Annotated in this window: 20 protein-coding genes; 5 read left to right on the top strand and 15 right to left on the bottom strand. The window is 29.8% G+C overall.

The window, feature by feature from the left end; translation table 11 throughout:
- Positions 1–78: 78 nt before the first annotated feature.
- Positions 79–1176 carry an RNA-guided endonuclease TnpB family protein gene (locus tag FVE73_RS04805; RefSeq protein ID WP_146997836.1) on the bottom strand — a complete coding sequence of 366 codons (1098 nt, stop codon included), beginning with the start codon at positions 1174–1176 and terminating at the stop codon, positions 79–81.
- Between the two features lie 344 nt (positions 1177–1520).
- Here FVE73_RS04805 and FVE73_RS04800 point away from each other — a divergent pair, with 344 nt between their 5' ends.
- The 3 genes from FVE73_RS04800 (at position 1521) to FVE73_RS04790 (ending at position 4739) form a co-directional block, all read left to right on the top strand.
- A complete protein-coding gene (locus FVE73_RS04800) occupies positions 1521–2732 on the top strand; it encodes a hydroxymethylglutaryl-CoA synthase (protein ID WP_197739262.1) in 1212 nt (403 codons plus the stop codon).
- A 25-nt stretch (positions 2733–2757) separates the two neighbouring features.
- Positions 2758–3348, top strand: a complete 591-nt coding sequence (locus FVE73_RS04795) for a sugar O-acetyltransferase (RefSeq protein WP_018499649.1) — start codon at positions 2758–2760, stop codon at positions 3346–3348.
- A gap of 98 nt (positions 3349–3446) precedes the next feature.
- Entirely contained in the window at positions 3447–4739 is a 1293-nt protein-coding gene (locus FVE73_RS04790; protein ID WP_018499648.1) for a hydroxymethylglutaryl-CoA reductase, degradative, read from the top strand.
- Positions 4740–4800: 61 nt separating this feature from the next.
- On the opposite strand, the gene groL is transcribed toward FVE73_RS04790, so the two are convergent.
- Both groL and FVE73_RS04780 read right to left on the bottom strand, forming a co-directional pair.
- Complete coding sequence (gene groL, locus FVE73_RS04785; RefSeq protein WP_018499647.1) at positions 4801–6423, bottom strand: chaperonin GroEL; 1623 nt, start codon at positions 6421–6423, stop codon at positions 4801–4803.
- Between the two features lie 169 nt (positions 6424–6592).
- A complete protein-coding gene (locus tag FVE73_RS04780; RefSeq protein ID WP_018499646.1) occupies positions 6593–6856 on the bottom strand; it encodes a co-chaperone GroES in 264 nt (87 codons plus the stop codon).
- Positions 6857–7223: 367 nt separating this feature from the next.
- On the opposite strand from FVE73_RS04780, the gene FVE73_RS04775 reads away from it, so the two are divergent.
- Positions 7224–8936: a DEAD/DEAH box helicase gene (locus FVE73_RS04775; protein ID WP_018499644.1), complete on the top strand. Its 1713-nt coding sequence runs from the start codon at positions 7224–7226 to the stop codon at positions 8934–8936.
- Positions 8937–9024: 88 nt separating this feature from the next.
- Here FVE73_RS04775 and FVE73_RS04770 read toward each other — a convergent pair whose 3' ends face one another.
- From FVE73_RS04770 to FVE73_RS04740, 7 genes are all read right to left on the bottom strand, one after another.
- Positions 9025–9978, bottom strand: coding sequence for a DUF4300 family protein (locus FVE73_RS04770; protein WP_018499643.1), 954 nt, complete (start codon positions 9976–9978; stop codon positions 9025–9027).
- A 51-nt stretch (positions 9979–10029) separates the two neighbouring features.
- The gene (locus FVE73_RS04765; protein WP_018499642.1) at positions 10030–10584 is read right to left on the bottom strand and encodes a hypothetical protein; all 555 of its coding nucleotides are present in this window, start codon (positions 10582–10584) and stop codon (positions 10030–10032) included.
- 296 nt (positions 10585–10880) lie between these two features.
- Positions 10881–11732: a hypothetical protein gene (locus tag FVE73_RS04760; protein ID WP_232058534.1), complete on the bottom strand. Its 852-nt coding sequence runs from the start codon at positions 11730–11732 to the stop codon at positions 10881–10883.
- A 153-nt stretch (positions 11733–11885) separates the two neighbouring features.
- A complete protein-coding gene (locus FVE73_RS04755) occupies positions 11886–12242 on the bottom strand; it encodes a cupin domain-containing protein (RefSeq protein ID WP_018499640.1) in 357 nt (118 codons plus the stop codon).
- The gene (locus tag FVE73_RS04750; protein ID WP_018499639.1) at positions 12239–12913 is read right to left on the bottom strand and encodes a DUF1003 domain-containing protein; all 675 of its coding nucleotides are present in this window, start codon (positions 12911–12913) and stop codon (positions 12239–12241) included. Before FVE73_RS04750 ends, FVE73_RS04755 begins: the two co-directional genes overlap by 4 nt.
- A 324-nt stretch (positions 12914–13237) precedes the next feature.
- On the bottom strand, positions 13238–14623 hold the full coding sequence (locus tag FVE73_RS04745; RefSeq protein ID WP_018499638.1) for a hypothetical protein: 1386 nt from the start codon (positions 14621–14623) through the stop codon (positions 13238–13240).
- Between the two features lie 53 nt (positions 14624–14676).
- Positions 14677–16080, bottom strand: coding sequence for a hypothetical protein (locus FVE73_RS04740; protein WP_018499637.1), 1404 nt, complete (start codon positions 16078–16080; stop codon positions 14677–14679).
- Positions 16081–16251: 171 nt separating this feature from the next.
- Here FVE73_RS04740 and thrC point away from each other — a divergent pair, with 171 nt between their 5' ends.
- On the top strand, positions 16252–17754 hold the full coding sequence (gene thrC / locus FVE73_RS04735) for a threonine synthase (protein ID WP_018499636.1): 1503 nt from the start codon (positions 16252–16254) through the stop codon (positions 17752–17754).
- 167 nt (positions 17755–17921) lie between these two features.
- Here thrC and FVE73_RS04730 read toward each other — a convergent pair whose 3' ends face one another.
- From FVE73_RS04730 to FVE73_RS04710, 5 genes are read right to left on the bottom strand one after another with little or no spacing between them, the layout of a single operon-like run.
- The gene (locus tag FVE73_RS04730; RefSeq protein WP_018499635.1) at positions 17922–18560 is read right to left on the bottom strand and encodes a V-type ATP synthase subunit D; all 639 of its coding nucleotides are present in this window, start codon (positions 18558–18560) and stop codon (positions 17922–17924) included.
- Between the two features lie 3 nt (positions 18561–18563).
- Positions 18564–19943 carry a V-type ATP synthase subunit B gene (locus FVE73_RS04725; protein WP_018499634.1) on the bottom strand — a complete coding sequence of 460 codons (1380 nt, stop codon included), beginning with the start codon at positions 19941–19943 and terminating at the stop codon, positions 18564–18566.
- Complete coding sequence (locus tag FVE73_RS04720) at positions 19936–21708, bottom strand: V-type ATP synthase subunit A (RefSeq protein ID WP_018499633.1); 1773 nt, start codon at positions 21706–21708, stop codon at positions 19936–19938. The genes FVE73_RS04725 and FVE73_RS04720 overlap by 8 nt, the downstream gene beginning before the upstream one ends.
- 17 nt (positions 21709–21725) lie before the next feature.
- Complete coding sequence (locus tag FVE73_RS04715; RefSeq protein ID WP_026239123.1) at positions 21726–22034, bottom strand: V-type ATP synthase subunit F; 309 nt, start codon at positions 22032–22034, stop codon at positions 21726–21728.
- Positions 22027–23025 (bottom strand): V-type ATP synthase subunit C, encoded by a 999-nt coding sequence (locus FVE73_RS04710; RefSeq protein WP_018499631.1) that lies wholly within the window; start codon positions 23023–23025, stop codon positions 22027–22029. Before FVE73_RS04710 ends, FVE73_RS04715 begins: the two co-directional genes overlap by 8 nt.
- Between the last annotated feature and the right edge of the window lie 116 nt (positions 23026–23141).

Here is a 23141-nt window from a genome sequence, read left to right as displayed (position 1 = left end):
GGGAAGTATCTGCTTTTGCTAGCCAAATATATTTACCAAGCTCTTCGGGTAGTCCCTACCCTGTCTTCTTTTATTTTCCTAATATTCCAACATCAATTTTCCAATGTCTTTTATATTCAATGACGCATTGTAATCTCTATCAATTTCAATCCCACAGCACTCACATTTATAACTTCTTTCTGATAATTTCAGTTCCTCTTTAACATTTCCACATTTACTACAAGTTTTCGACGATGGAAACCACTTATCTATCTTCAAAAATTGTTTCCCTAAAAACATCAGTTTATACTCAAGCATTCTCAAAAACATTCCCCATCCATTATCTCCTACACTTTTCCCAAAATTTAATGCCCGGCTCATCCCCTTCATATTCAAATCCTCAACAGCCACAGCATTATAATCTTCAGATAATTTTTTCGATAATTTATGCAAAAAATCTTTTCGACAATTCTTGATATACTCATGTAATTTCGATATTTTTACTTTTTGTCTATACCAATTTTTAGAAAATTTTACTTTTCTTGACAATGATTTTTGTAATTTTTTCAATTTTTTCTCCAACATCCTAAAATATCTTGGATAATCAGCCCTTTGATTTTCAGAACTGACAAATAATTCAGACATTGAAAAATCAAGTCCAATCACTTTATCATTACTTGGGATTTTTTGAATTTCTTTTTCAAATTCCGTCAAAACAGAAACATAGTAATTTCCATTACTGTTTGTCAATGTTACTGACTTTATCTTGTAATCCTTCGGTATTTCTCTATGATATTTTAATTTTACTCTTTTCAATTTTGGCAAAATCAAATATTTGTTTTCCTCTATTCGTATCGAATTATTTACACAATTTGTTGTGTAAGTTTTAATATTATTCTTTTTAGATTTGAACTTTGGAAACTTCGCTCTCTTCTGAAAGAAATTCATAAACGATCGTTTTACATTTAATTGAGCATTTGCAAGTGCCAAGCTGTCCACTTCTTTTAAAAATTGATTTTCACTTTTCAAACTGGCAGGTGTAATTATTTTATTTTTTCCGGTTTCTTCATAAATTTTATTAGCAGTATACAAGATCGTATTGTAGACAAAACGAACACATCCAAAAGTCTTGTTTATTAACAATTCCTGCTCTTTATTTGGATAAATTCTGTATTTGAATGCTAAATTATATTTCATAAAATTACACCTCCTTTTAATTTTGAATATTATTTTTAATGACCTCTCTTCAATATTTTACACAAAAATTGTATCATAGGTGTATCCTTTTTTCAATTTTTTTACAAAAAAAACAATTCATCTCCCACTTATAGAAGTCGGAGACTTCTTGCTATCTTTTTGTTAAATTATGTAAAATAAATATAACCAAAAAACAATTAGTAAAAATTAAAAGTTTTAAGGTTATATTTTTTTATAAGCCGTTGATATTTCAATTTTTTTATAGTACAATATATAAGAGTTACATTTAATAATTAAACTTAATGATTCTTTCAAAAAATATTAAAAAGAAAGGGCTAAATTTTATGAGAATTAAGGAAATAAAAGAGAAGATCAAAATTGGAATAGATAAAATTGGATTTGCAATGCCAAAATATTTTTTAGATATACGAGATTTGGCGATTGGAAGAAATGAAAATGAAAATAAATTTGTGAAAGGGCTTATGCAAAGTGAAATGAGTGTAGCACCTGTTACAGAGGATATTGTATCACTTGGAGCCAGTGCCGCTGAACAGATTCTAGATGAAGAAGATAAAAAAAATATTGAAATGATAATTGTCGGGACAGAATCAAGTGTTGATCAAAGTAAGGCGTCTGCTGTCTTTATTCATCATCTGCTGGATATTCAGCCTTTTGCACGTTCCGTTGAAATAAAGGAAGCCTGCTATGGAGCCACTGCCGCACTAAGTTTTGCTAAAAACTATATTGAAAAGAACGAAAACGCTTCTGTTCTCGTAATTGCTTCAGATACTGCAAAATATGGGATTAACACTCCTGGAGAATCTACACAGGGGGCAGGAAGTATCGCAATGTTAATAAAAAAGGAGCCAAAAATCGCTGTAATAAATGATGAAAATGTATGTCAAACACGTGATATTATGGACTTCTGGCGTCCCAACTACTCAGATTTCCCAATAGTAGACGGACATTTTTCAACAAAGCAGTATCTCGACTGCCTTACAACGACATTTGATGAATACAAAAAAAGATATAATCAAGATTTATCTGACTTTGATGCTTTCTGTTTTCATTTACCATTTCCAAAACTTGGATTAAAAGCAATTAATTCGCTTTTAGAAAAAAACGTGGAAAAAGAAACAAAAAATAAATTTTTGGAAAAATTTCATACTTCAATAATTTATGGAAAACGAGTTGGAAATATCTACACCGGCTCTCTTTATCTAAGTTTGCTTTCATTACTTGAAAACTGTGATAGCTTGAAAGCTGGCGACAAGATTGGAATGTATAGTTATGGAAGCGGTGCTGTTTGTGAATTTTTTAATCTAACCCTTGCAGAAGGCTTTAAAAATCATCTAAGGCATGATAGATTAAACGATTTTGACAATAGAAAGCAATTGTCAATAAATGAATATGAAAATTTATTTTTTGAAAAAATAATTTTAGATAATGAAGGAAATTGTGATTTTTCAAATAGCAAACTTATTCAGGAAAGCGATAATGCGTTTGTGTTAGAAAAAGTGGAAAATCACAAAAGAATTTACAAAAAAATAAACTAAATTTATCCTAAAGGAGCTAATTAATATGAATTTAGAAGAACAACGACAGTTTATTTTATCTGGAAAAGTTTACAATGATTTAACTCCAGAGCTTATAAAAGCTAGAGAAAATACTGTTTTTTTGACAAATAAATATAATGAAAGTTTTGGAAAACCGTCATCAGAAAGAGAAGCAATCCTAAAAAATCTTTTAAAATCAATTGGTAAAAATGTGCATTTCGAGCCAACATTCCGATGTGAATTTGGATTTAATATTTCAATAGGAAATAACTTTTATGCAAATTTTGACTGTGTGATGCTAGACGGTGGCGGAATTGAAATTGGAAATAATGTTCTTTTTGGACCAAGAGTAGGAATTTATACTTCCAATCACAGCATTGATGCAGAAGAAAGAATAAACGGGGGATGTTATGCCAAGCCTGTGAAGATAGGTAATAATGTCTGGATTGGTGCGGGAGTCCATATTAATCAAGGAGTTACAATTGGAAATAACACTATTATTGGCTCTGGAAGTGTTGTTACAAAAGATATTCCAGATAATGTAATTGCCGCAGGAGTACCGTGCAAAGTTATCAGAAAAATAACAGAAAAAGATAAAACTGGCTATAAACCTTAAAATTTAAACTATATTTTCACTCAAGCATTAGAATTTGACAATTTTTTAAGTGCTTGAGTTTTATTATAAATCCGAAACGAAAGGAACTGATTTCAAATATGAAAAAGGAAAATCAAAAAAAATTAAATTGGCTTGGCTTTCAAAAAAAAGAACGAACTGAGCGAATACAGATGTTAAAAGATAATGGCTTTTTAACTGAAGAATTTGAACAACTTCTGAAAAAAAACGAGAACTTGCCACTAGAAACTGCAAATCAAATGGCTGAAAATGGAATCGGAACATTTGCCTTGCCATTCAGCGTTGCTCCAAACTTTGTTATTGATGAAAAAGATTATGCTGTGCCAATGGTTACGGAAGAACCCTCTGTTGTTGCAGGGTGCAGTTACGCAGCTAAAATTATAGGAAAATCTGGTGGTTTCACAACAAAAATTTTAGATAGGAAAATGATTGGGCAAGTTGCATTATATGATATTTTGGACTTTGATAATGCTATTTCAATGATTTTGGAAAATAAAAATGAAATTTTGAAAATTGCAAATGATGCCCATCCTTCGATTGTAGCACGTGGCGGTGGAGCAATTAATATTGAAGTGAAGAATATTGATGAATTTTTAATTGTTTATCTGATTGCCGATGTAAAGGAGGCTATGGGAGCAAATATTTTGAATACAATGCTTGAGGCAATAAAAATGCCGCTTGAAAATATTACAAACGGAAAAAGCCTAATGGCAATTTTATCAAATTATGCAACCGAATCTCTTGTAAATGCAGAATGTGAAGTAAATGTAAAACTTCTTAGCAGCTCAATGGAGACGTCTATTGAAACTGCAAAAAAAATAGAACTTGCGAGCAAATTTGCAAAACTTGATATTTATCGTGCCACAACGCATAATAAAGGAATTTTCAACGGAATCGACGCTGTGGTAATTGCTACGGGGAACGACTGGCGTGCAATTGAAGCTGGAGGAAATGCCTTCGCTGTGAAAAATGGCAAATATGAAGGACTTACAACTTGGACTTTTGATGAAAGCACAAATAAATTAAAGGGAGAACTTACCCTTCCAATGCCAATTGCAAGTGTAGGTGGATCAATAGGACTAAATCCAAGCGTAAAAGCTGCATTTAATATTTTAGGAAATCCTGACGCAAGGACACTGGCAAGCATTATTACATCAGTAGGGCTTGCTCAAAACTTTGCCGCAGTAAAAGCACTTGTTACAACTGGAATACAGCACGGACACATGAAGTTACAGGCTCGTTCGTTAGCACTTTTTGCTGGTGCAAAAGGTAAAGAAATTGATATTATCGTAGAAAAGCTCTTGGAAAGCGGAAAAAGTATTAATTTAGAAAATGTGAAGACAATTTTAGAAGAAATAAAAATCAAAAAATAATATAGCAGAAAAAAAGAGGTAGTTTATAATGACTACCCCTTATTTTATTAGATTTCATAGATTACATCATTCCTGGCATTCCCATTCCACCTGGCATTCCATCAGCTGGTGATTCTTCTTTTTCATTACCAACTGCAACTTCAGTTGTTAATAATACTGATGATACTGATACTGCATTTTGGATTGCAGAACGAGTTACTTTGGCAGGATCAATGATTCCAGCTTTTACCATATCTACATATTCTTCTTTTGCAGCGTCGAATCCTATTCCATTTTCAGAATTTTTTACTTTTTCAATTACAACACCTGCATCAATTCCGGCATTGATAACAATTTGTCTAAGTGGTGCAGATAATGCTCTTTTCACAATTTCCACTCCAAGCCCTTCTTCACCTTCTAATTTAAAGTCTTCAATTGCTTTTGCGATTTGAATCAAGATTGTTCCTCCACCAGGCACAATTCCTTCTTCCACAGCTGCTTTTGTTGCATTTAAAGCATCTTCAATTCTCAATTTTCTTTCTTTCATTTCAGTTTCAGTTGCGGCTCCAACTTTTATTACAGCTACTCCACCTGATAATTTAGCAAGTCTTTCTTGTAATTTTTCCTTATCGTAATCAGAAGTTGTTTCAGCAATTGCATTCTTAATTTGTCCAATTCTTGCTTGAATTTCATCTTTTTCTCCCAATCCATCTACGATAACTGTATTATCTTTAGTAATTCTCACTTTCTTAGCTTGTCCTAATAAACTAATATCAGCATTTTCAAGTTTTATTCCTTTTTCTTCAGAAATAACTTCTCCGCCTGTTAAAATCGCAATATCTTGTAACATAGCCTTTCTTCTATCTCCAAATGCAGGAGCTTTTACAGCAGCCACATTCAATGTTCCACGAAGTTTATTTACAACAAGAGTTGCAAGTGCTTCACCTTCTACATCTTCTGCAATTATTAACATTGGTCTTCCAGTTTCAACTGTCTTTTCCAAAACTGGCAACAATTCCTTCATATTTGAAATTTTCTTATCTGTAATCAAGATAAATGGATTATCCATTTCCACAACCATTCTTTCAGAATCTGAAACCATGTAAGGTGACAAATATCCGTTATCAAATTGCATTCCTTCCACAACATCCAAAGTTGTATCCAAAGAACGTGCTTCTTCAACTGTAATAACTCCAGATTCTCCAACTTTTTCCATAGCCTGAGCAATTAATTGTCCTATTTCCGTATCTCCTGCTGAAATTGCCCCAACTTGTGCTATTTCATCATTTGATTCCACTTTTTTAGCTCTTTTTGTAAGTTCTTCAATAACTTTTTTAGAAGCAAGCTCCATTCCACGTCTTATAAATACAGGATTTGCTCCAGAAGCTACCATTTTCAGCCCTTCTTTGATTAAAGCCTGTGCCAGTACAGTTGCAGTAGTTGTACCGTCTCCAGCCACATCATTTGACTTTGTAGCCACTTCTTTTACAATTTGTGCTCCAAGATTTTCGATTGGATCCTTAAGTTCAATTTCTTTTGCTATTGTAACACCATCATTTGTAATCATTGGTGCTCCAAATCCTCTATCTAATACTACATTTCTTCCTTTTGGTCCAAGTGTAATTTTTACAGCGTCAGCTAATGTATCTACTCCCACTTCAAGTGCTTTTCTCGCATCTTCATTAAATTTTATTATTTTTCCCATTTTTTATCATCTCCTTCTAAATTTTGTAAATTTTTTATTGCAAAATTCTTTCGTAATTTAATAATATAATTTTTATTTTAACAAGAAATAAAAATTACTTGTTTTACAATGTCTATCTCATTTTTTTATACATTTAATTTCTATAAAAATTTATTTTTTAAAATTTTTATTATTCAACAATTGCCAAAACATTGTCTTTTTCTAAAATTAAGTAACTTTCTTCCCCATCCTTAACTTCTGTTCCAGAATATTTTTCAAAAATTACTTTATCTCCTACTTTAACTTCCTCAATTTTTGAACCAATCGCCAAAACTTCTCCAATTATCGGTTTTTCCTTTGAAGCTGTCCCTGGCAATACAATTCCACTTTTTGTAACTTCTTCCTGTTCTGTCTGTTTTATTAAAACTCTTTCTCCCAATGGTTTAATTATCATTTTTCCCTCCTAAAGTCATTCATTTTTATCTTTTTATTTTAAAATCTTCTTAGCACTCTATATCTTTAAGTGCTAACAATATAATAATACATTTTTGAAAATTTTGCAAGTCTTTTTTTAAAAATTTTTACTTTTATTTTATATTTTATAATAAAACATCTATAATCTCTAAATCTAGTGAAAAAATTTTTAATTTTTTTCTTAAAATATCCATAAAGAATTCTCCTGTTACTTTATATAAAAAATAATTTTTAAAAATAAGTACAAAAACTGTAAAAATATGGTATAATGATATATACAAAAAGTTTTTTAAAAATAATAAGTATAAATCAAAATATAAAAGAAAAGGAAGGTAAAACAAAAAATAATGCAAAAATTTGAAGATTTTGGATTAAGTATAGAGATGCTTAATGCTTTGAGTAAAAAAGGATTTGAGGAACCAAGTGAAATACAAAAGCTGGTAATCCCTGAATTACTAAAGGAAAGAACACATTTAATAGGACAAGCACAAACAGGAACAGGAAAAACTGCTGCATTTGGTATTCCAATTTTGGAAACAATTGAAGCGGATAAAACAGTTAGAGCTTTAATTTTAGCACCAACAAGAGAACTTGCCAATCAAGTCGCTGATGAAATTTATTCATTGAAAGGGGAAAAGAATTTAAAGGTTCTTGCAGTTTATGGTGGAGCTTCTATTGAAAACCAAATTAAAAAATTAAAGTCTGGAGTTGACATTGTCGTTGGAACACCTGGGCGTGTTATGGATTTAATGAGAAAGAAAATCCTAAAAGTTGACCAATTAGACTATTTCGTATTGGATGAAGCTGATGAAATGCTTAATATGGGATTTTTAGAAGATATTGAAGCAATTTTAGAAAAAACTAACGATGAGAAAAAAATGTTATTCTTCTCAGCTACAATTCCTAAAGCAATTATGGCTATTGCTAAAAAATTTATGCCAGAACATAAATTACTAAAAGTTGCAAAAAAAGAACTTACAACTAATTTAACTGAACAAATTTACTATGAAGTTAAACAAGAAGATAAGTTTGAAGCACTATGCAGAGTTCTTGACTATGAACAAGATTTTTATGGAATCGTATTTTGCCGTACAAAATCAGAAGTTGACGATGTTACAAATAAATTAAAAGCTAGAAATTACGATGCTGAATGTATTCACGGAGATATTACTCAAGCTCTTAGACAAAAGGCTCTTGATTTATTCAAGAAAAAAATATTAACAATATTAGTTGCGACAGATGTTGCTGCACGTGGAATTGATGTAAGCAACCTGACACATGTTATAAACTACTCTATCCCACAAGAAGCTGAATCTTACGTTCATAGAATCGGAAGAACAGGACGTGCCGGACAAAAAGGTGTAGCAATTACTTTCGTAACTCCAAGAGAAGCAAGCAAACTTGCTCAAATTAAACGTATTACAAAGACAGAAATCAAAAGAGAACATATTCCAAATGTTGAAGAAATTTTAGAAGCTAAAAAAGAAGCACTGCTTGCTTATGTGGATGAAATTATAATGGAAAACGACTTTGACGCATATTCAGAACTTGCCCAAAGACTTATGGATGGAAGAGATGCCAAGCAGGTTCTAGCCTCTGTATTAAGACACGTTTATGAAGATGAATTCTTGCCTGAAAACTATAATGAAATAACAGATGTAAAAGTTAAAATTGATGATAAGACAAGATTATTTATCGCTCTTGGAAGTAAAGACGGCTACAATGTTGGAAGATTACTTGATTTGTTAAACAAAAAAGCAAAAACTCCAGGAAGAAAAGTAAAAGATGTAAAAATTATGGACAAATACTCTTTCATAACAGTGCCATTACAAGAAGCTGAATACATAATGCGAGCCTTAAATTCTAAAAAAGATGCAAAACCACTTGTTGAAGAAGCTACAGGAAGCAGAAATGGCGGTGGAGAAAAATCTGGTAAAAAATCAGACAGAAGAAGAGACAGAAAGGGAAGAAAAAAATCTTCTGGTAAAACTTCTGGTAAAAAATCAGATAAATCTTCTAAAGGTAAAAAAGATAAAAAAACAAGAAAAGTAAAAAAATAATATAAAAAACAAAAAAACTCAGAAGATAAACTTATTTTCCGAGTTTTTTATTTTTTCTAAATATTTAAATTGCTTTTACTAATTTCCATTATTTGTTATTTGGATTAGTCCTGTATTCCTTCAGCAATTCATCATTTTCCATAATAAACGGCTTAGCCACAGGCTGTCCCCATGCAGTATCATATTTATTCATCAAATAGTCATTAAGTTCTGTCCGATTATTAAATTTTAAAACCTGATAAGGCTGTTGAAATGCCAATTTTTCAATAAATAATAACTTTCCATTTTTTTCAGGAACTAAAATCCCAACATGTCCTATAAACAGAATATTTTCTTCAGGGTCATCATTGAAATGGAAAAATACAGAAATCATTGATATTTTACTATTTTTATCAAACTTAATTCCCCGATCTTTCCAGGCATTTTTCACATTTTCAATATGAACTCTCACATCTTTAGTCATTTTTGTTGGAATTTCTGAAAATAAATTAATAAACTTATTCTCTTCATTTTGAGAAAACAGCTTAAACGGCATATTCTTAAATGATTCTATATCCATAAAAAGCATTTCCCCAGCTTTTATAGCTGGCTTTTCCATTTTTATATAATCTTTCATCAATGTAAATGCTGTTATCCGACAATTAAATCCAGGAAAATTTTTATTCTTTTTGTCCCAAATTTTCTGTATTGCCACTTCATCATAAATTGGATTTATATTTTTAGAATTAATAAATCCTGACTTTATCAAACCTTTATTTTCAGTCGCTTCATTATAGTAATTTACACTTTTGAAAAAAATATCTATATTGTTAGAATCAACCCCTGCATTTTCCAAACTTTCCTTAATCTCATCCTGAGCCATTTTATCTGCTATATTTGAATAATTTATACTTTTTAAATATTCCTTTTCTGTTTTTGAATTTTTTGCATTTTCGACAACACTCTGTTTTTTTATATTGCTCTTTTCGACACTATTTTCATTGGAACAGCTTAATACAAATACAATTGCTGCTAAAATCAATAACATTTTTTTATTTTTCATTTAATCACCATTTTAATAAATATTTTTTATTTTACAATTTAATATTTGAAATTAAGATTTATTATTTACATTAAAACTTTTGCTATTATTCGTAAAATAATTTTTTTTACTTTGTGAAACTGAAATTTTCAAATCTTCCATATCATTTTGAGCTGCTTTATCATCAGTATCTTTATCTTCAGCTAATTCCAAATACAAATATTTTCCATCTTTTGCTTCCACATTTTCATCATCTATCTTATCACTTGTATATATTTTAGAAACTTCTCTATTTACTTTTGTTTCAGTTGTATTAACAATCGGTTCATCATTTTTATTTTCTATATTCTTTTTAGAAATATTTTTTTGAGTTACTGTAACTGCATTTTTTGATAATTTTTCATTTTTTATAGACTTATCAAATTCAATAACTACAGCTTTTACTTTTTTCCCAGAACCTTTTTTCTCAGTTACTGTTGTTACATTTTTTACATTATTTACACTCAAATTTCCCTTGTCTGCAATTTTTATATCAATATGATTATCCTTACTTTCTGTCAATATCACAAGCCCAACTAGAATAATTAAAGCTCCAAGCACTGCATTTCCTAAACTTTTCATTTTCATAACATTTCCTCCTATTCTTAAAATATTTTATAATTTAATTACCTTATTAATTTATTTTTCTATTATACATCACATTTTTGTCAAAATTTTGTTTTTTTTCCTAAAAAAACCTTTTAATTTCCCAGTATTTTACAGAGAATCAAAAATTTTATTATAAAATAAAAGGAATTACCTTAAACCAGTTAAAATAAATTCCTTTTATCATTTTAGTTATTAAGACTTTAATATTTAAACTATAACCATCAAAATTTATTATATGAAATAATTTTACAAATCATAAACTAAACAAGTCTATTTTACTTTTTTTGAAACTCATCGACTTTTTTCATAAGACTGTCCCATAATTTATTTCCTTCTTGAACTGCCTGTTGTCCTAATTCGCTATTTTTAACATCATTTATGCTCTTTTCAATACCCTTCAATGCACTAAGCATTTTTTCAACATCAATTTGTTTTGAAGAATATAATTCCTTACCCTTTTGAAGCAATTTTGGACATTCCTTGTCAAACGTAGCATCTCCAGTTGGATTACATTTTGTATTTTTAAATAAATTACTAGATTTTTTCACATTTTCCAAAGCTTTTTCACCATTTTTAATTCCTTCACCCGTATCTTTTTTTTCAAAACTCTTCTTTAACATATCCATTAAACTTGATGTATTTCTTTCACTATCTGCAAACATTTTATCAATCCTAGCTTGCTCCCTTTTTACATTTTCCTGAACTTGTGCATCATTTGGGTTTGAAATTATGTTATTTTGAACAACTGGTGTTCCCTGATTTTGTCGATTCTGATCCTGTTGGTTTTGATCCTGATTTTGGTTTTGATTCTGATCAGTTGTTATATTTGCCATTGTCCCTTCAGATTGCTGTTGAGCACTCATATTATCTGAATTTTCATTATTATATAAATAAATATTATAAAATCCTCCTCCTAGAAGAGCTATAAGTGATAAATAAAACAAACCTTCAATAACTTTATCATTCGTCGTTTTAGCATCTCTTACTTTTCCAATAGCCTCATTTTTCCCAAGTCCTTGTTCTTCCATATATTCTTTCATTAATTTCCTATTTTCAATCCCTTTTTTCACATAGGGAATTCCTGTCGCAATAACGACAACTAGTGCAAATATTATAAATAACATCATAACTACTCCTTCTTTCACTTTTTTACTTAAATTTCTTATACTAAAACTTCATTTAAAAAATATTTTTTCATTTGCTAAGAGAATTATTCTTATGCTAAAAATAATTTATGATAACTCTATTTTAAACGAAAAATACTATTAAATCTAAAATTTCTACTCAAAAAAGATACAAATCCATATACAGCAAGGATTTTTGCTTGTATAACTAACTCTATGTCTTTCTCCTTTTCTAATTAATACTGTATCTCCTTTTCCTAATTGTAGTTTCATATCATTAGTATTTTTTTGGTTTTTGATTATATTTTCATTTGTTTTAAGATTTTTATTTTCATAATACTCAATTTCAGCATTTCCCTGAACTAAGATTACAAATTCATTTTTATCAGATTCCTGCCAACCTGTAACTTGCCCAGTCGAAATAATTTCCTCAATTTTTACATTCTCATTTTTAACTAAAATTTTTACAATTTCTTCATTTTCAGATAAATCTTTTAAATCAAAAATATTCATTTTTTCTTTTCACCTTCTGAAATGTCAATAAATTTATACTCTTTATTTCCTTTTGTAGCAGCTGCCTTTTTTTTCTTTTCCAATTCCAAAACACGTTTTGCAATTTTATCTTGTTTTTCAATTAAATCATCTAATTTGTAATGTAAATCTTCAATTATGATTTCATTTTTTAAATTAACTTTATAATCATTTTCAGATTTTCTCCTATCCATTTTCTTTTTTTTATTTTGGTTAAAAACAATAAGTGAACAAAAAATTAATACTACAAGCGATAAAACTACATTCATTATGACAAATGAATATGGATTAAATTTATCTGTTAAAAGAAAAAAAACATCTACTAAAGTCCACACCAAAATAAATACCACCATAAAAGCAATAAATTTTCCACTTCCTACGAAATTTAAAACTTTATTCGAAAACTGTTTTTTTTCACTTTCCTCTTCTTTTATGACTTTTGAAACTTTTTGTTCCAGTAACATGTGTATAATTTCTTCTCTTTTTATTTCATTATCCACATTTTTTAGCATATTTTTTAATATTTCTTCCTTTTTAACCTTTGATTCATTTTCTAAATTATTTTCATTTAATTCCATATTTTTTTTAATCCTGTTAGAAGTTACATTTCTATTTATCACTTTTCCGTTCTGTTCTTCAATCCTGCTTTTCAATTTTGACTTCCCTCCTCATCGAATCTTAAATCATTCAATAAATTAAATGATATTAATATTTAACACTATTTCATTTGAACTCAATCTTAACTCAGTTTTATTATTATAATACCATTTTCAGGAAAAAAATACAAGCATTACACCAAAAATACATTTAAATTTTTTTTTCTATAAATTCACTAAAAGCTTCTTTAGTAAAATATAAATTTAAGTATATTATTATTTTTTTTCATAAATTAAATTATTATTTTCACTAATTTTGTGATAATTGATAAAATTAAAAATAATAGAATTTTTTTAATTGGCTGTTTTCATAAAAAATAATTATAATTTTTCTAACTCCTTAACTATATCTTTAAGATCTTTAAAAAAAGATGCACTATCATAAACTTTTCTTCTCATTTCACTTTCTCCCCAAAGTTTTTCAATTTTATCTTTGCCAGAATACTCAGACGGAACATTTCCTAAATACTGTAACGAGTTTATTTCATGTTGTTTATACGCATTACCTGAATATTTTTTTCTCACATATCCAGAAAGTTCTATTTCATAACTGAAATCTAGTTTTTCAACTGATTTAGTTTTGCTTTCCTGAAATATAAATTCTTTTTTTACCATTTGTCCATCGTTATTTTTAACCTCTTTTACTTGAGATAAATTTTTTATTTGGCTAGGATACGTAGAAACTTGATAATTATCTGTAACTTTACAATTTATTTGGACTTCAGCCTCACTTGAATATTTTGTATAAACTCCAACTTTGGATAAATGACCGTTTATATATGCAGGGACATGGCTATTATCACAACCAGAAATATTATATTTTACGTAGGCTTTTTTAGAATACTCTGCAATTTTCTCTTTTGAATCTTTAAAATTAGGGATAATTTCTTGTGCCTTTTTTAATTTTTCTATTGATTCTCTGTATCCATGTTTAGTTACAGCACCCGAAGTTCGTATAGCACTTTGGTAAAGCTTGTCTGCTTCTTGATAATCAGCTTTTTTTTTGAGTTCTCTAATTTTTATATACATATTTTTATAATTTTTCTGATATTGTCCATAAGTTTCTTGTGCTGCTTCATTTAATTTTTGTGCTTCACGGTATTCTTCAGCTTTTTCTTTTATATTGGCATATTCTATGAGTTTATCAGCTTCAGCTTGAGACATTTTTCTTGATATTGATTCATATTTTAAAATTTTATTTTCATCTATTTTTTTAATTCCACTTAATTCTTTAGTATAACCAATCATATTTCTGTAATATTCATCAAGTATTGAAATAATATCTCTAGAATATTTAACTTCCAATTCTCCTGTTTTTATACGTTCATCTATAATTTTATAAATTTCGCCTAAAAGTTCATCGCCATCATATTTTGACAAAAAATCAGTAAAATTTGAAGACTGAGAGTAAACATCAAATAATGCATAAATTTTATAAAGCCCTTCATAACCATCTTGTCTTTCTTTTAAATTACTGCTTCCAGCTTCTGTTTTATAATAATTTACAATATTAGAAAACTTTTCCATAATTTCATTTTTAATATCTGGTTTAATTTTTTCAACTTTGTTTGGATGTTTCTCAAAATAACTCAAAGTAAGATATATGCTTCTTATATACTCTTTATTATCATACGCCTCTTGTGCCTTTTTTAATTCACAAGATACAATGGTAAATAACAGCAATAAAATTAAAAATATTTTTTTCATAAGAACAGATCCTTTCAATTAAAATTTTATTTTTTTTATTTTATTTTTCATAACTATAACCTATCTATCGCATCAATTATTTGATTTAATTCTCTTTCTAAATTAGATTTTTCTAAAATTTTATTTTTCATTTTGGTTTCCCCTAAAGGTTTTTCTATTTTATCCTTATCTTTATATTCTTTTGGAATATCTCCTGTATATTGGAGTGAATGCACTTCATTTTTTTCTGAAAGATTATTTGAATATCTTTGTTTTACAAGACCTGATACTTCTATTTCATAGTTAAAAGTTATTTTTTCGATTGCTAGACTTTTAATTTTTTGAAATATAAACTCTTTTGTAACCTTTTCACCAGCATTATTTACAAGTTCCCTTATTTCTCTCAGATTCTCAATATTGCTAGGAAATGTAGAAATATTATAGTTATCAGTAACTCTGCAATTTATTTGAACTTCAGCAGAACTAGAAGAAGTTTTCTTACCAATGACATTTTCCAATTTTTTATCTAGATATTTTTCAACCCAGCTATTGCTGCACCCAAAAATATTATATTTTACATAAATTTTATCTTTATATTTTGAAATCAAACTTACAGAATCTTTATAATTTGAAACAAGTTCATTTACTCTTTCCAAATTCCAAACTGCGTTTCTATAGTCATTTCTAGTTTTAGCATTTTTAAGTCTTGATAAAGCAAAATTATATGCATTTTCTGCTGCTTGCAAATCAGCCTTTTCTTTTAATTCCTTTGTTTTAATTGAGACTTTTTTTGCATCTTGGCGAGTTATTACAAAAAGTTTATCAGCTTCTTCGTAAAATCTCTGTGCTTCTCTATAATTTTTTTTATTTTCACTTGCATTAGCAAATTCGATAAATTTATTAGCTTTATTTTTATTTATCTGCTTACTTATTTCTTTATATTTTAAAGCCATTTCATTGGATATTTTTGGATTTTTTTCTATAGAATCAATAAATTTTAAGATATCTTCATAGTAATTATTTATATCATTCGTCACATCTTTAAAATGGTCATAACCATAATATTCATAATTATAATTATTATTTTTTAATCTTTGCGTAATTGTTTTTTCAATATTATTCAAAGATTCATCCAAAGGGTATTTTTGCTGAAAATCCGAAAAAGTTGAAGAGTTTTTATAAGTGTCAAATAATGCATAAATTTTAACTAATTCTTCATAACCTTTCTGTCTTTCGCTCAAATCACGGCTCCCTGTCATCTCTTTATAATGATTTGTAATATTCAAAAATTTCTCCATAATTTCATTTTTTATCTCAGGTTTGATTTTATTAATTTTTTTTGGATTTGTTTCAAAATAATTAAAAACTAATTCTATGCTTTTTAAATATTCCTTTTTATTGTAAGCATCCCTAGCATCTTCTAATTCACACGATACAACTGTAAATAACAATAATAAAATTAAAAGTATTTTTTTCATGAAAATGCACCCTTTCGATAAATATTTATTCTAACTTTCATTTAAATTATACAATAAATTTATTAAAAGAAAATGAGAATCTTATGTTTTTTCTTCACTAATCTTGCATATTATAAAAAATAATAGTATAATTACTTTATATAAAAAAACAAAAATGAAAAGAGGTATATTATGAACTATAAAAGTACGAGAGAAATTAATCCAAGCAATGTGAAAAGTTCCACTTTTGCAGCCCTTCATGGACTTTGTGAAGATGGAGGATTATATATTCCAGAAAAATTGCCAGAAGTAAAATTAACTTATGATGAATTAAAAGACTTATCTTATCAAGAAATTTCAGAAAAAATTATAAAATTATTTTTTACAGAATTTTCAGACGAAGAAATAAAAACTGCTATAAATAATGCCTACAACAGCACAACTTTTAACGACAAAAACATCGTTCCAGTTCACAAATTAAATGATAAAGTGAGCTTTGGAGAATTATTTCACGGAAGAACATTGGCGTTTAAAGATTTAGCTTTATCACTTTTCCCATATTTACTGCTTTTGAGTAAGGAAAAACAAAAAGAAGACAAAAAAATCCTGATTTTAGCGGCAACTTCTGGAGATACTGGAAAAGCGGCACTTGAAGGATTTAAGGATGTTGATGGAATTAATATTGTTGTTTTTTATCCAAAAAATGGAGTTAGTCCAATGCAGGAAGAACAAATGAGAAAACAGCTTGGAAACAATGTGGAAATCGTTGCGATTAATGGAAATTTTGATGATGCTCAAAGCGCTATAAAAGTGATTTTTTCAAGCGATGAATTTAAAAAATATGCAAATGAACACGATGTTATGTTTTCAAGTGCAAATTCAATTAATATCGGAAGATTATTCCCGCAAATTATATATTATGTGACAACTTATGTAAATTTGGTAAATGCTGGAACAATTAAAGCTGGGGAAGAATTTAATGTAGTAGTTCCAACTGGAAATTTTGGAAATATTTTAGCAGGGTTTATTGCAAAAAAACTTGGAATACCAATCAAAAAATTTATTTCAGCTTCAAACAAAAACAAAGTTTTAGCTGACTTTTTCCAAACTGGAACATACAACAAAAATAGAGACTTTTATGCGACAAATTCTCCATCAATGGACATTCTTCTTTCATCAAATTTTGAAAGATATTTATATTATGCGTTAAATGAAGATAGCAAGAGAGTAAGCGAATTAATTAAAAATTTGCTTTCAGGCGGAGAATTGTCGGTAAGCGACAAAGAACTAAAAAATATTCAAACTGAATTTTACGGAGAATTTGCAAACGATGAAGAAACTGTAAGTGCGATTAAAGAAATTTATGAAAATTACCATTATTTAATGGATCCGCACACAGCCGTTGCCTATTCAGTTTACGAAAAACTGGATGAAAAACATCTGGACAAAGACATTCACACAGTAATAATGTCAACTGCTCATCCATTCAAATTCCCAGCTCCGATTGCAAAAGCGTTAGGAATTGATGATACAAAAGAACCTTATGCAATTTTGGATGAAGTTTCAGAAATTACTGGAGTGAAATTTCCTGAAAAATTGACTGAAGTTAGAAATTCTGAAATTAGATTTTCAGATGTGATTGATAAGGCTGATATTCAGAAATTTGTGAAAAAATATATAAAAGACTTGAAATAAAATATTAATTATTCAATAAATCCAATGTTTAGATTGAAAATTATTGAAAAAATAATATTAAATATAAAAAGAGTCGTAATCTAAACGGCTCTATTTTTTTGAAATATTGTATAACAAGGGGCTTAACCCCTTGCTAAAACCTAATATTTAAATAAGTATTATTAAATTTATGCTTTTTCAGCCATCATATCCTTAACTTTCATAAGCCTTGTGATACTTGATCTTTCATTTTCATCAAGTTTCATCTGAATATAACGGATTGTTTCTTCAAGCTGTGGAATTGTCATATATTCCAATGCATTTACACGTCGTCTTGTTTTTTCCACTTCATCTGCCATAAGCTGACATGCTTTTTCAATTTCTGCCAATTCCAACAAATCTTTCATTACACGATTTAATCCATCAACAGCATCATCCAAGTCTGCAGATGTTTGTGCATATCCATAAGGATAAGTAACTTCTGTACTTTCCATATTCTTGTTAAAAGTCATTTTAGGCACAATTACACTCATCACATTTTTAGTTTCTATATTTACAGAAAGTTTATCTTCTGAATAAGCAATGGCATTTTCCAGCATTTCATCAGACATTACTCCCCTTGCAAGAAGAAAATCCTTAAATGAATCTTGTAACTTTCCTTCAACTTCCACACGTAATTTTCTATTTTGTTTTACCAAAATAATAAATTGCCGCATAAGTTCATCTTGCTTGTCCTTTAACAGTTTATGTCCACTTTTAGCAGTTTTTAGACGTGCCTTTAAACGACTTAACTCCATTCTTGTAGGATTTACATTTAATCTTGCCATAGTCTATTCATCTCCTGCAGGTAAATATTTTTCCAAATATTCATCTCTAATTCTTTTCAACTCTGTTCTTGGTAATATTTTTAGTAAATCCCATCCTAAATTTAATGTATCTTCAATAGTTCTGTTATTGTCAAACCCTTGAGCCACATATTGTTCTTCAAATGCAGTTGTAAATTTAACAAATGCCTTATCAGTTTCAGACAATGCTGATTCTCCCAAGATTACAGCCAATTCTTTAGCTTCCTTACCAGTCGCATAAGCCGCAAACAATTGGTTCATCGTATCCGCATGATCCTCTCTTGTCTTTCCTTTTCCAATCCCTTTATCTTTCAATCTTGAAAGTGACGGTAAAACGTCAATTGGAGGCATCAAATTCTGTTTATACAGATCTCTTGACAAGATTATTTGCCCTTCTGTAATATATCCAGTCAAATCTGGAATTGGGTGAGTCTTATCATCTTCAGGCATTGTTAAAATCGGTATTTGTGTAATTGAACCTTCACGCCCTTTAATTCTTCCCGCTCTTTCATAAATTGTTGATAAATCGGTATACAAGTATCCTGGATATCCTCTTCTTCCTGGAACTTCTTTTCTTGCCGCCGATACTTCACGTAATGCTTCACAATAATTAGTCAAGTCAGTCAAAATTACAAGTACGTGCATCCCTTTTTCAAATGCCAGGTATTCTGCACAAGTAAGTGCCATTTTTGGTGTAGACAAACGCTCAATTGCTGGATCATTAGCCAAATTCATAAACAACACTGCTCTATCTATTGCTCCAGTTTTTATAAAATCTTCCGTAAATGTTTGAGCTTCTTCAAATGTAATTCCAATCGCTCCAAATACTACCGCAAATTTAGAATCTGTTCCCAAAACTTTTGCCTGTCTTGCAATTTGCAGTGCTAATTCTGCATGTGGAAGTCCTGAACCAGAGAATATTGGTAATTTCTGTCCTCTAACAAGAGTATTTAGCCCATCAATTGCAGAAACTCCAGTTTGAATAAATTCTGACGGATAATCACGGGCAACTGGATTTATAGCTGTTCCATTAATATCCAATGTCTTTTCAGGAATAATTTTTGGTCCATTGTCTTTTGGACGTCCTAGTCCATCAAATACACGTCCAATCATATCTTCAGACACTCCAAGTGAAAGTGGTCTACCAAGAAATCTAACTTTTGAATCCTTTAGATTAATTCCAGCTGAATTTTCAAATAATTGAATGACAGCTTTATCTCCATTTACTTCAAGCACACGCCCACGACGAAGTTCTCCCTTTTGAGTTTCAATTTCAACAAGTTCTTCATATTTGATTCCTTCAACACCTTCAACCATCATCAATGGTCCTACAACTTCCTTAATAGTTTTATATTCCTTAAGCATTTGCTACACCTCCTTTATTTACAAGTTCATCTATTCCTTTTCCCAATTCCTTTGCCACTTCATCAATTTTATTTAATTCAGCTTCAGGCAAATATTTTGCTCTTGCAATTCTTTCTCTTACTGGCATTGCGATAATTTCATTTAAATAAGCACCATTTTCAAGCCCTCTTAACCCTTCATCATAAAATTTCAATACTAAATCAAGCATTTTATCCTGTTTTTCAAGCGAAGTATAAGTATCTGACTCCATAAATGCATTTTGCTGCAAATAATCTTCTCTTATTGATTTTGCAACTTCCAGTTTAAGCTGATCCTTTTCTGATAAAGTATCTTTACCAACTAATCTAACAATTTCTTGCAAACTGTTTTCCTCTTGCAGCAATGACATTGCACGGGCTCTATTTCTAGAAAACTCAGGTCCTACATTTTGATTCATCCAATTATCAACCTTTGCTTGATACAATGAATAAGAATTTAACCAGTTAATCGCAGGGAAATGACGTCTATATGCTAAATTCGCATCTAATCCCCAGAACACTTTAACAATACGAAGTGTAGCCTGTGATACCGGCTCTGAAATATCCCCACCTGGAGGCGAAACTGCTCCAATAACTGTCAATGCCCCTTCTCTTCCATCTTGTCCAAGACAAATTACTTTTCCTGCTCTTTCATAAAATTCTGCAGCTCTTGAACCTAAATAAGCTGGATATCCTTCATCTCCTGGCATTTCTTCAAGCCGTCCAGACATTTCCCTAAGTGCTTCCGCCCATCTTGAAGTAGAATCAGCCATTATTGCCACAGAATATCCCATATCTCTAAAATATTCTGCAATTGTAATCCCTGTATAAATACTTGCCTCTCTGGCTGCAACCGGCATATTTGAAGTATTTGCTATAAGTACAGTTCTTTTCATTAATGATTGTCCAGTTTTTGGGTCAATTATTTCTGGAAATTCCATAAGAACGTCTGTCATCTCATTTCCACGTTCTCCACATCCTACATAAACTATAATTTCAGCATCTGCCCATTTAGCCATTTGGTGCTGCACAACTGTTTTTCCAGATCCGAAAGGCCCTGGCACACAAGCAGTTCCACCTTTAGTTACAGGAAAAAATGTATCAATTACCCTTTGTCCTGTAATTAATGGAGCTTCTGGATTTAATTTCTGTTTATATTTTCTTCCACGTCTTACTGGCCATTTTTGCATCATTTGAACTTCTACATCACCTTTTTCAGTTTTAATAACTGCAATTGTGTCAACTACTGTGTAACTTCCACTTTTAATAGTTTTCAAAGTCCCTTTAATTCCAGCCGGCACCATAATTTTATGATTTACAACAGAAGTTTCCTGAACTGTTCCCAAGACATCACCAGTTTCAACAGTTGCTCCAGCAGATAAAACAGGTTCAAATTCCCATTTTTTCTTTCTGTCTAAAGGTTTAACTTCTACTCCTTTATCCAAAAAGTCCCCTGCTATTTCCTGATATTCCTTTAACGGACGTTGAATCCCATCAAACATCGCTTCAATAAGCCCAGGTCCCAATTCAACACTTAAAGGCTCTCCAGTTGTGAAAACCTCTTCTCCTGGTCCAATTCCTGATGTTTCTTCATATACTTGAATAGAAGCCTGATCGCCTCTCATTTCAATAATTTCACCTATCAATTTTTTCTCTGAAACTCTTACCACGTCATACACATTGGCATTTTCCATACCTTCTGCAACAACAAGAGGTCCAGATACTTTTATTATTTTTCCTGTTTTCAATGAATTTCTCCTTTCAGCTAAAATATATTAGATCCTATCGCTTTTTCAACGTACTCATCTATCTTTTTAAGCCCAATTCCTAGACTTCCTTGATTATTCGGAATCAAAATAACAGCTGGAAGCACTTCACGGTTGTATCTTTCAATGGTACTTTCAACCATAGTTGCAATTTGCTCTGTCACAAAGATAATACCATAATTATTACTTGCCATTGCATCAATTGTGCTTCTGGCTTCTTCCTTTGTAACAACTGGATACACATCAATTCCCAATGCCTTAAATGATAAAATAGAATCTTTATCTCCAACTACACCTATTTTATGCATAAGTTTCACGCAACCTTTCCCTTATTTTATCCGAACTTATGTTGTTTATCTTGCTTACCATTATCATTCTGACTGCATTAATTTCACGCTCTTTTGCAACTAGATATGTAAATAACGGCTCTGGTCCAAATACAACATATTTTGATTCTTTATTTAATTCCATTAAATAATTATCAGAAATTTTCTCAAGTTCCGATAATCTTTTTGTTTCACTAAATGTTTCTAACCCTTTTGCCAGATACATTCCCAATTTTTCCTTCTTGAACTTATTCAAAATAGTATCTATATTATCATTCATTGAGGAAACAATTTTATTTTTTGAAATTGTTCCACCATCAAAAATAACAGTTTCCAAAAATCTCGCATCACGATTCTGTTTTTGAACTCTAAGTAGAGTTATCATATTTTGAAAGTCAATCAATCCTTCAACATAATCAGTAATAACTTTTACATCAATCTCTTTTGCTAAACGTGATAAATTTCTAAAATAATGCTTATCTACAAGTATATCAATTCTTTGCGGATTATGATTTTCTTCAAAATCTTTTTGAACTTCAATAATTGCCTCTATTATTTCCTTTGGCAAATCATTACTTTGCAGCTCAAATTTTGTTTTAAATTTTCCAGCATCAATTGTTCCAGCTTGCATAAGCAAATGCGAAAAATCTTTTCCTGTTATTTTACTTTTTAATAATACCTTTAAATTATGATAATCATATTTAAGCGATAAAATATCAACAATTGCCGTATTCTTAACCATTTTTCTTACAATCGAAAATACTCGCTCTGTTTCTCTTTTAAGTATTGTTTCATAATCTTGACTACCATGAATATCAGCCATATCTTGAGAATATTCTGTTTCTCCCAATAATTTTAGCACTTCTTCGGGAGTTTCGGCTTCTATCATTCTTTCCAGTCTATTTCTAGTCAAAAGCCTCTTTTCCAGTACCCTAATAGTTACGACACTCTGTCCGTAATCCATTCTATCCATCTTTTTCTCCCTTTACTGATTCATTTTTTAGTCGCATGTACAAAGTTATAATTTTTACTGATACAGCATTTAATTTTTTATTTTTTTTATCATTTAAATGTTATTATTTTTCAGCT

The sequence above is a fragment of the Leptotrichia wadei genome, assembly GCF_007990545.2.
GTDB lineage: Bacteria > Fusobacteriota > Fusobacteriia > Fusobacteriales > Leptotrichiaceae > Leptotrichia > Leptotrichia wadei.
This window is presented reverse-complemented; position numbering and strand designations above follow the sequence as displayed.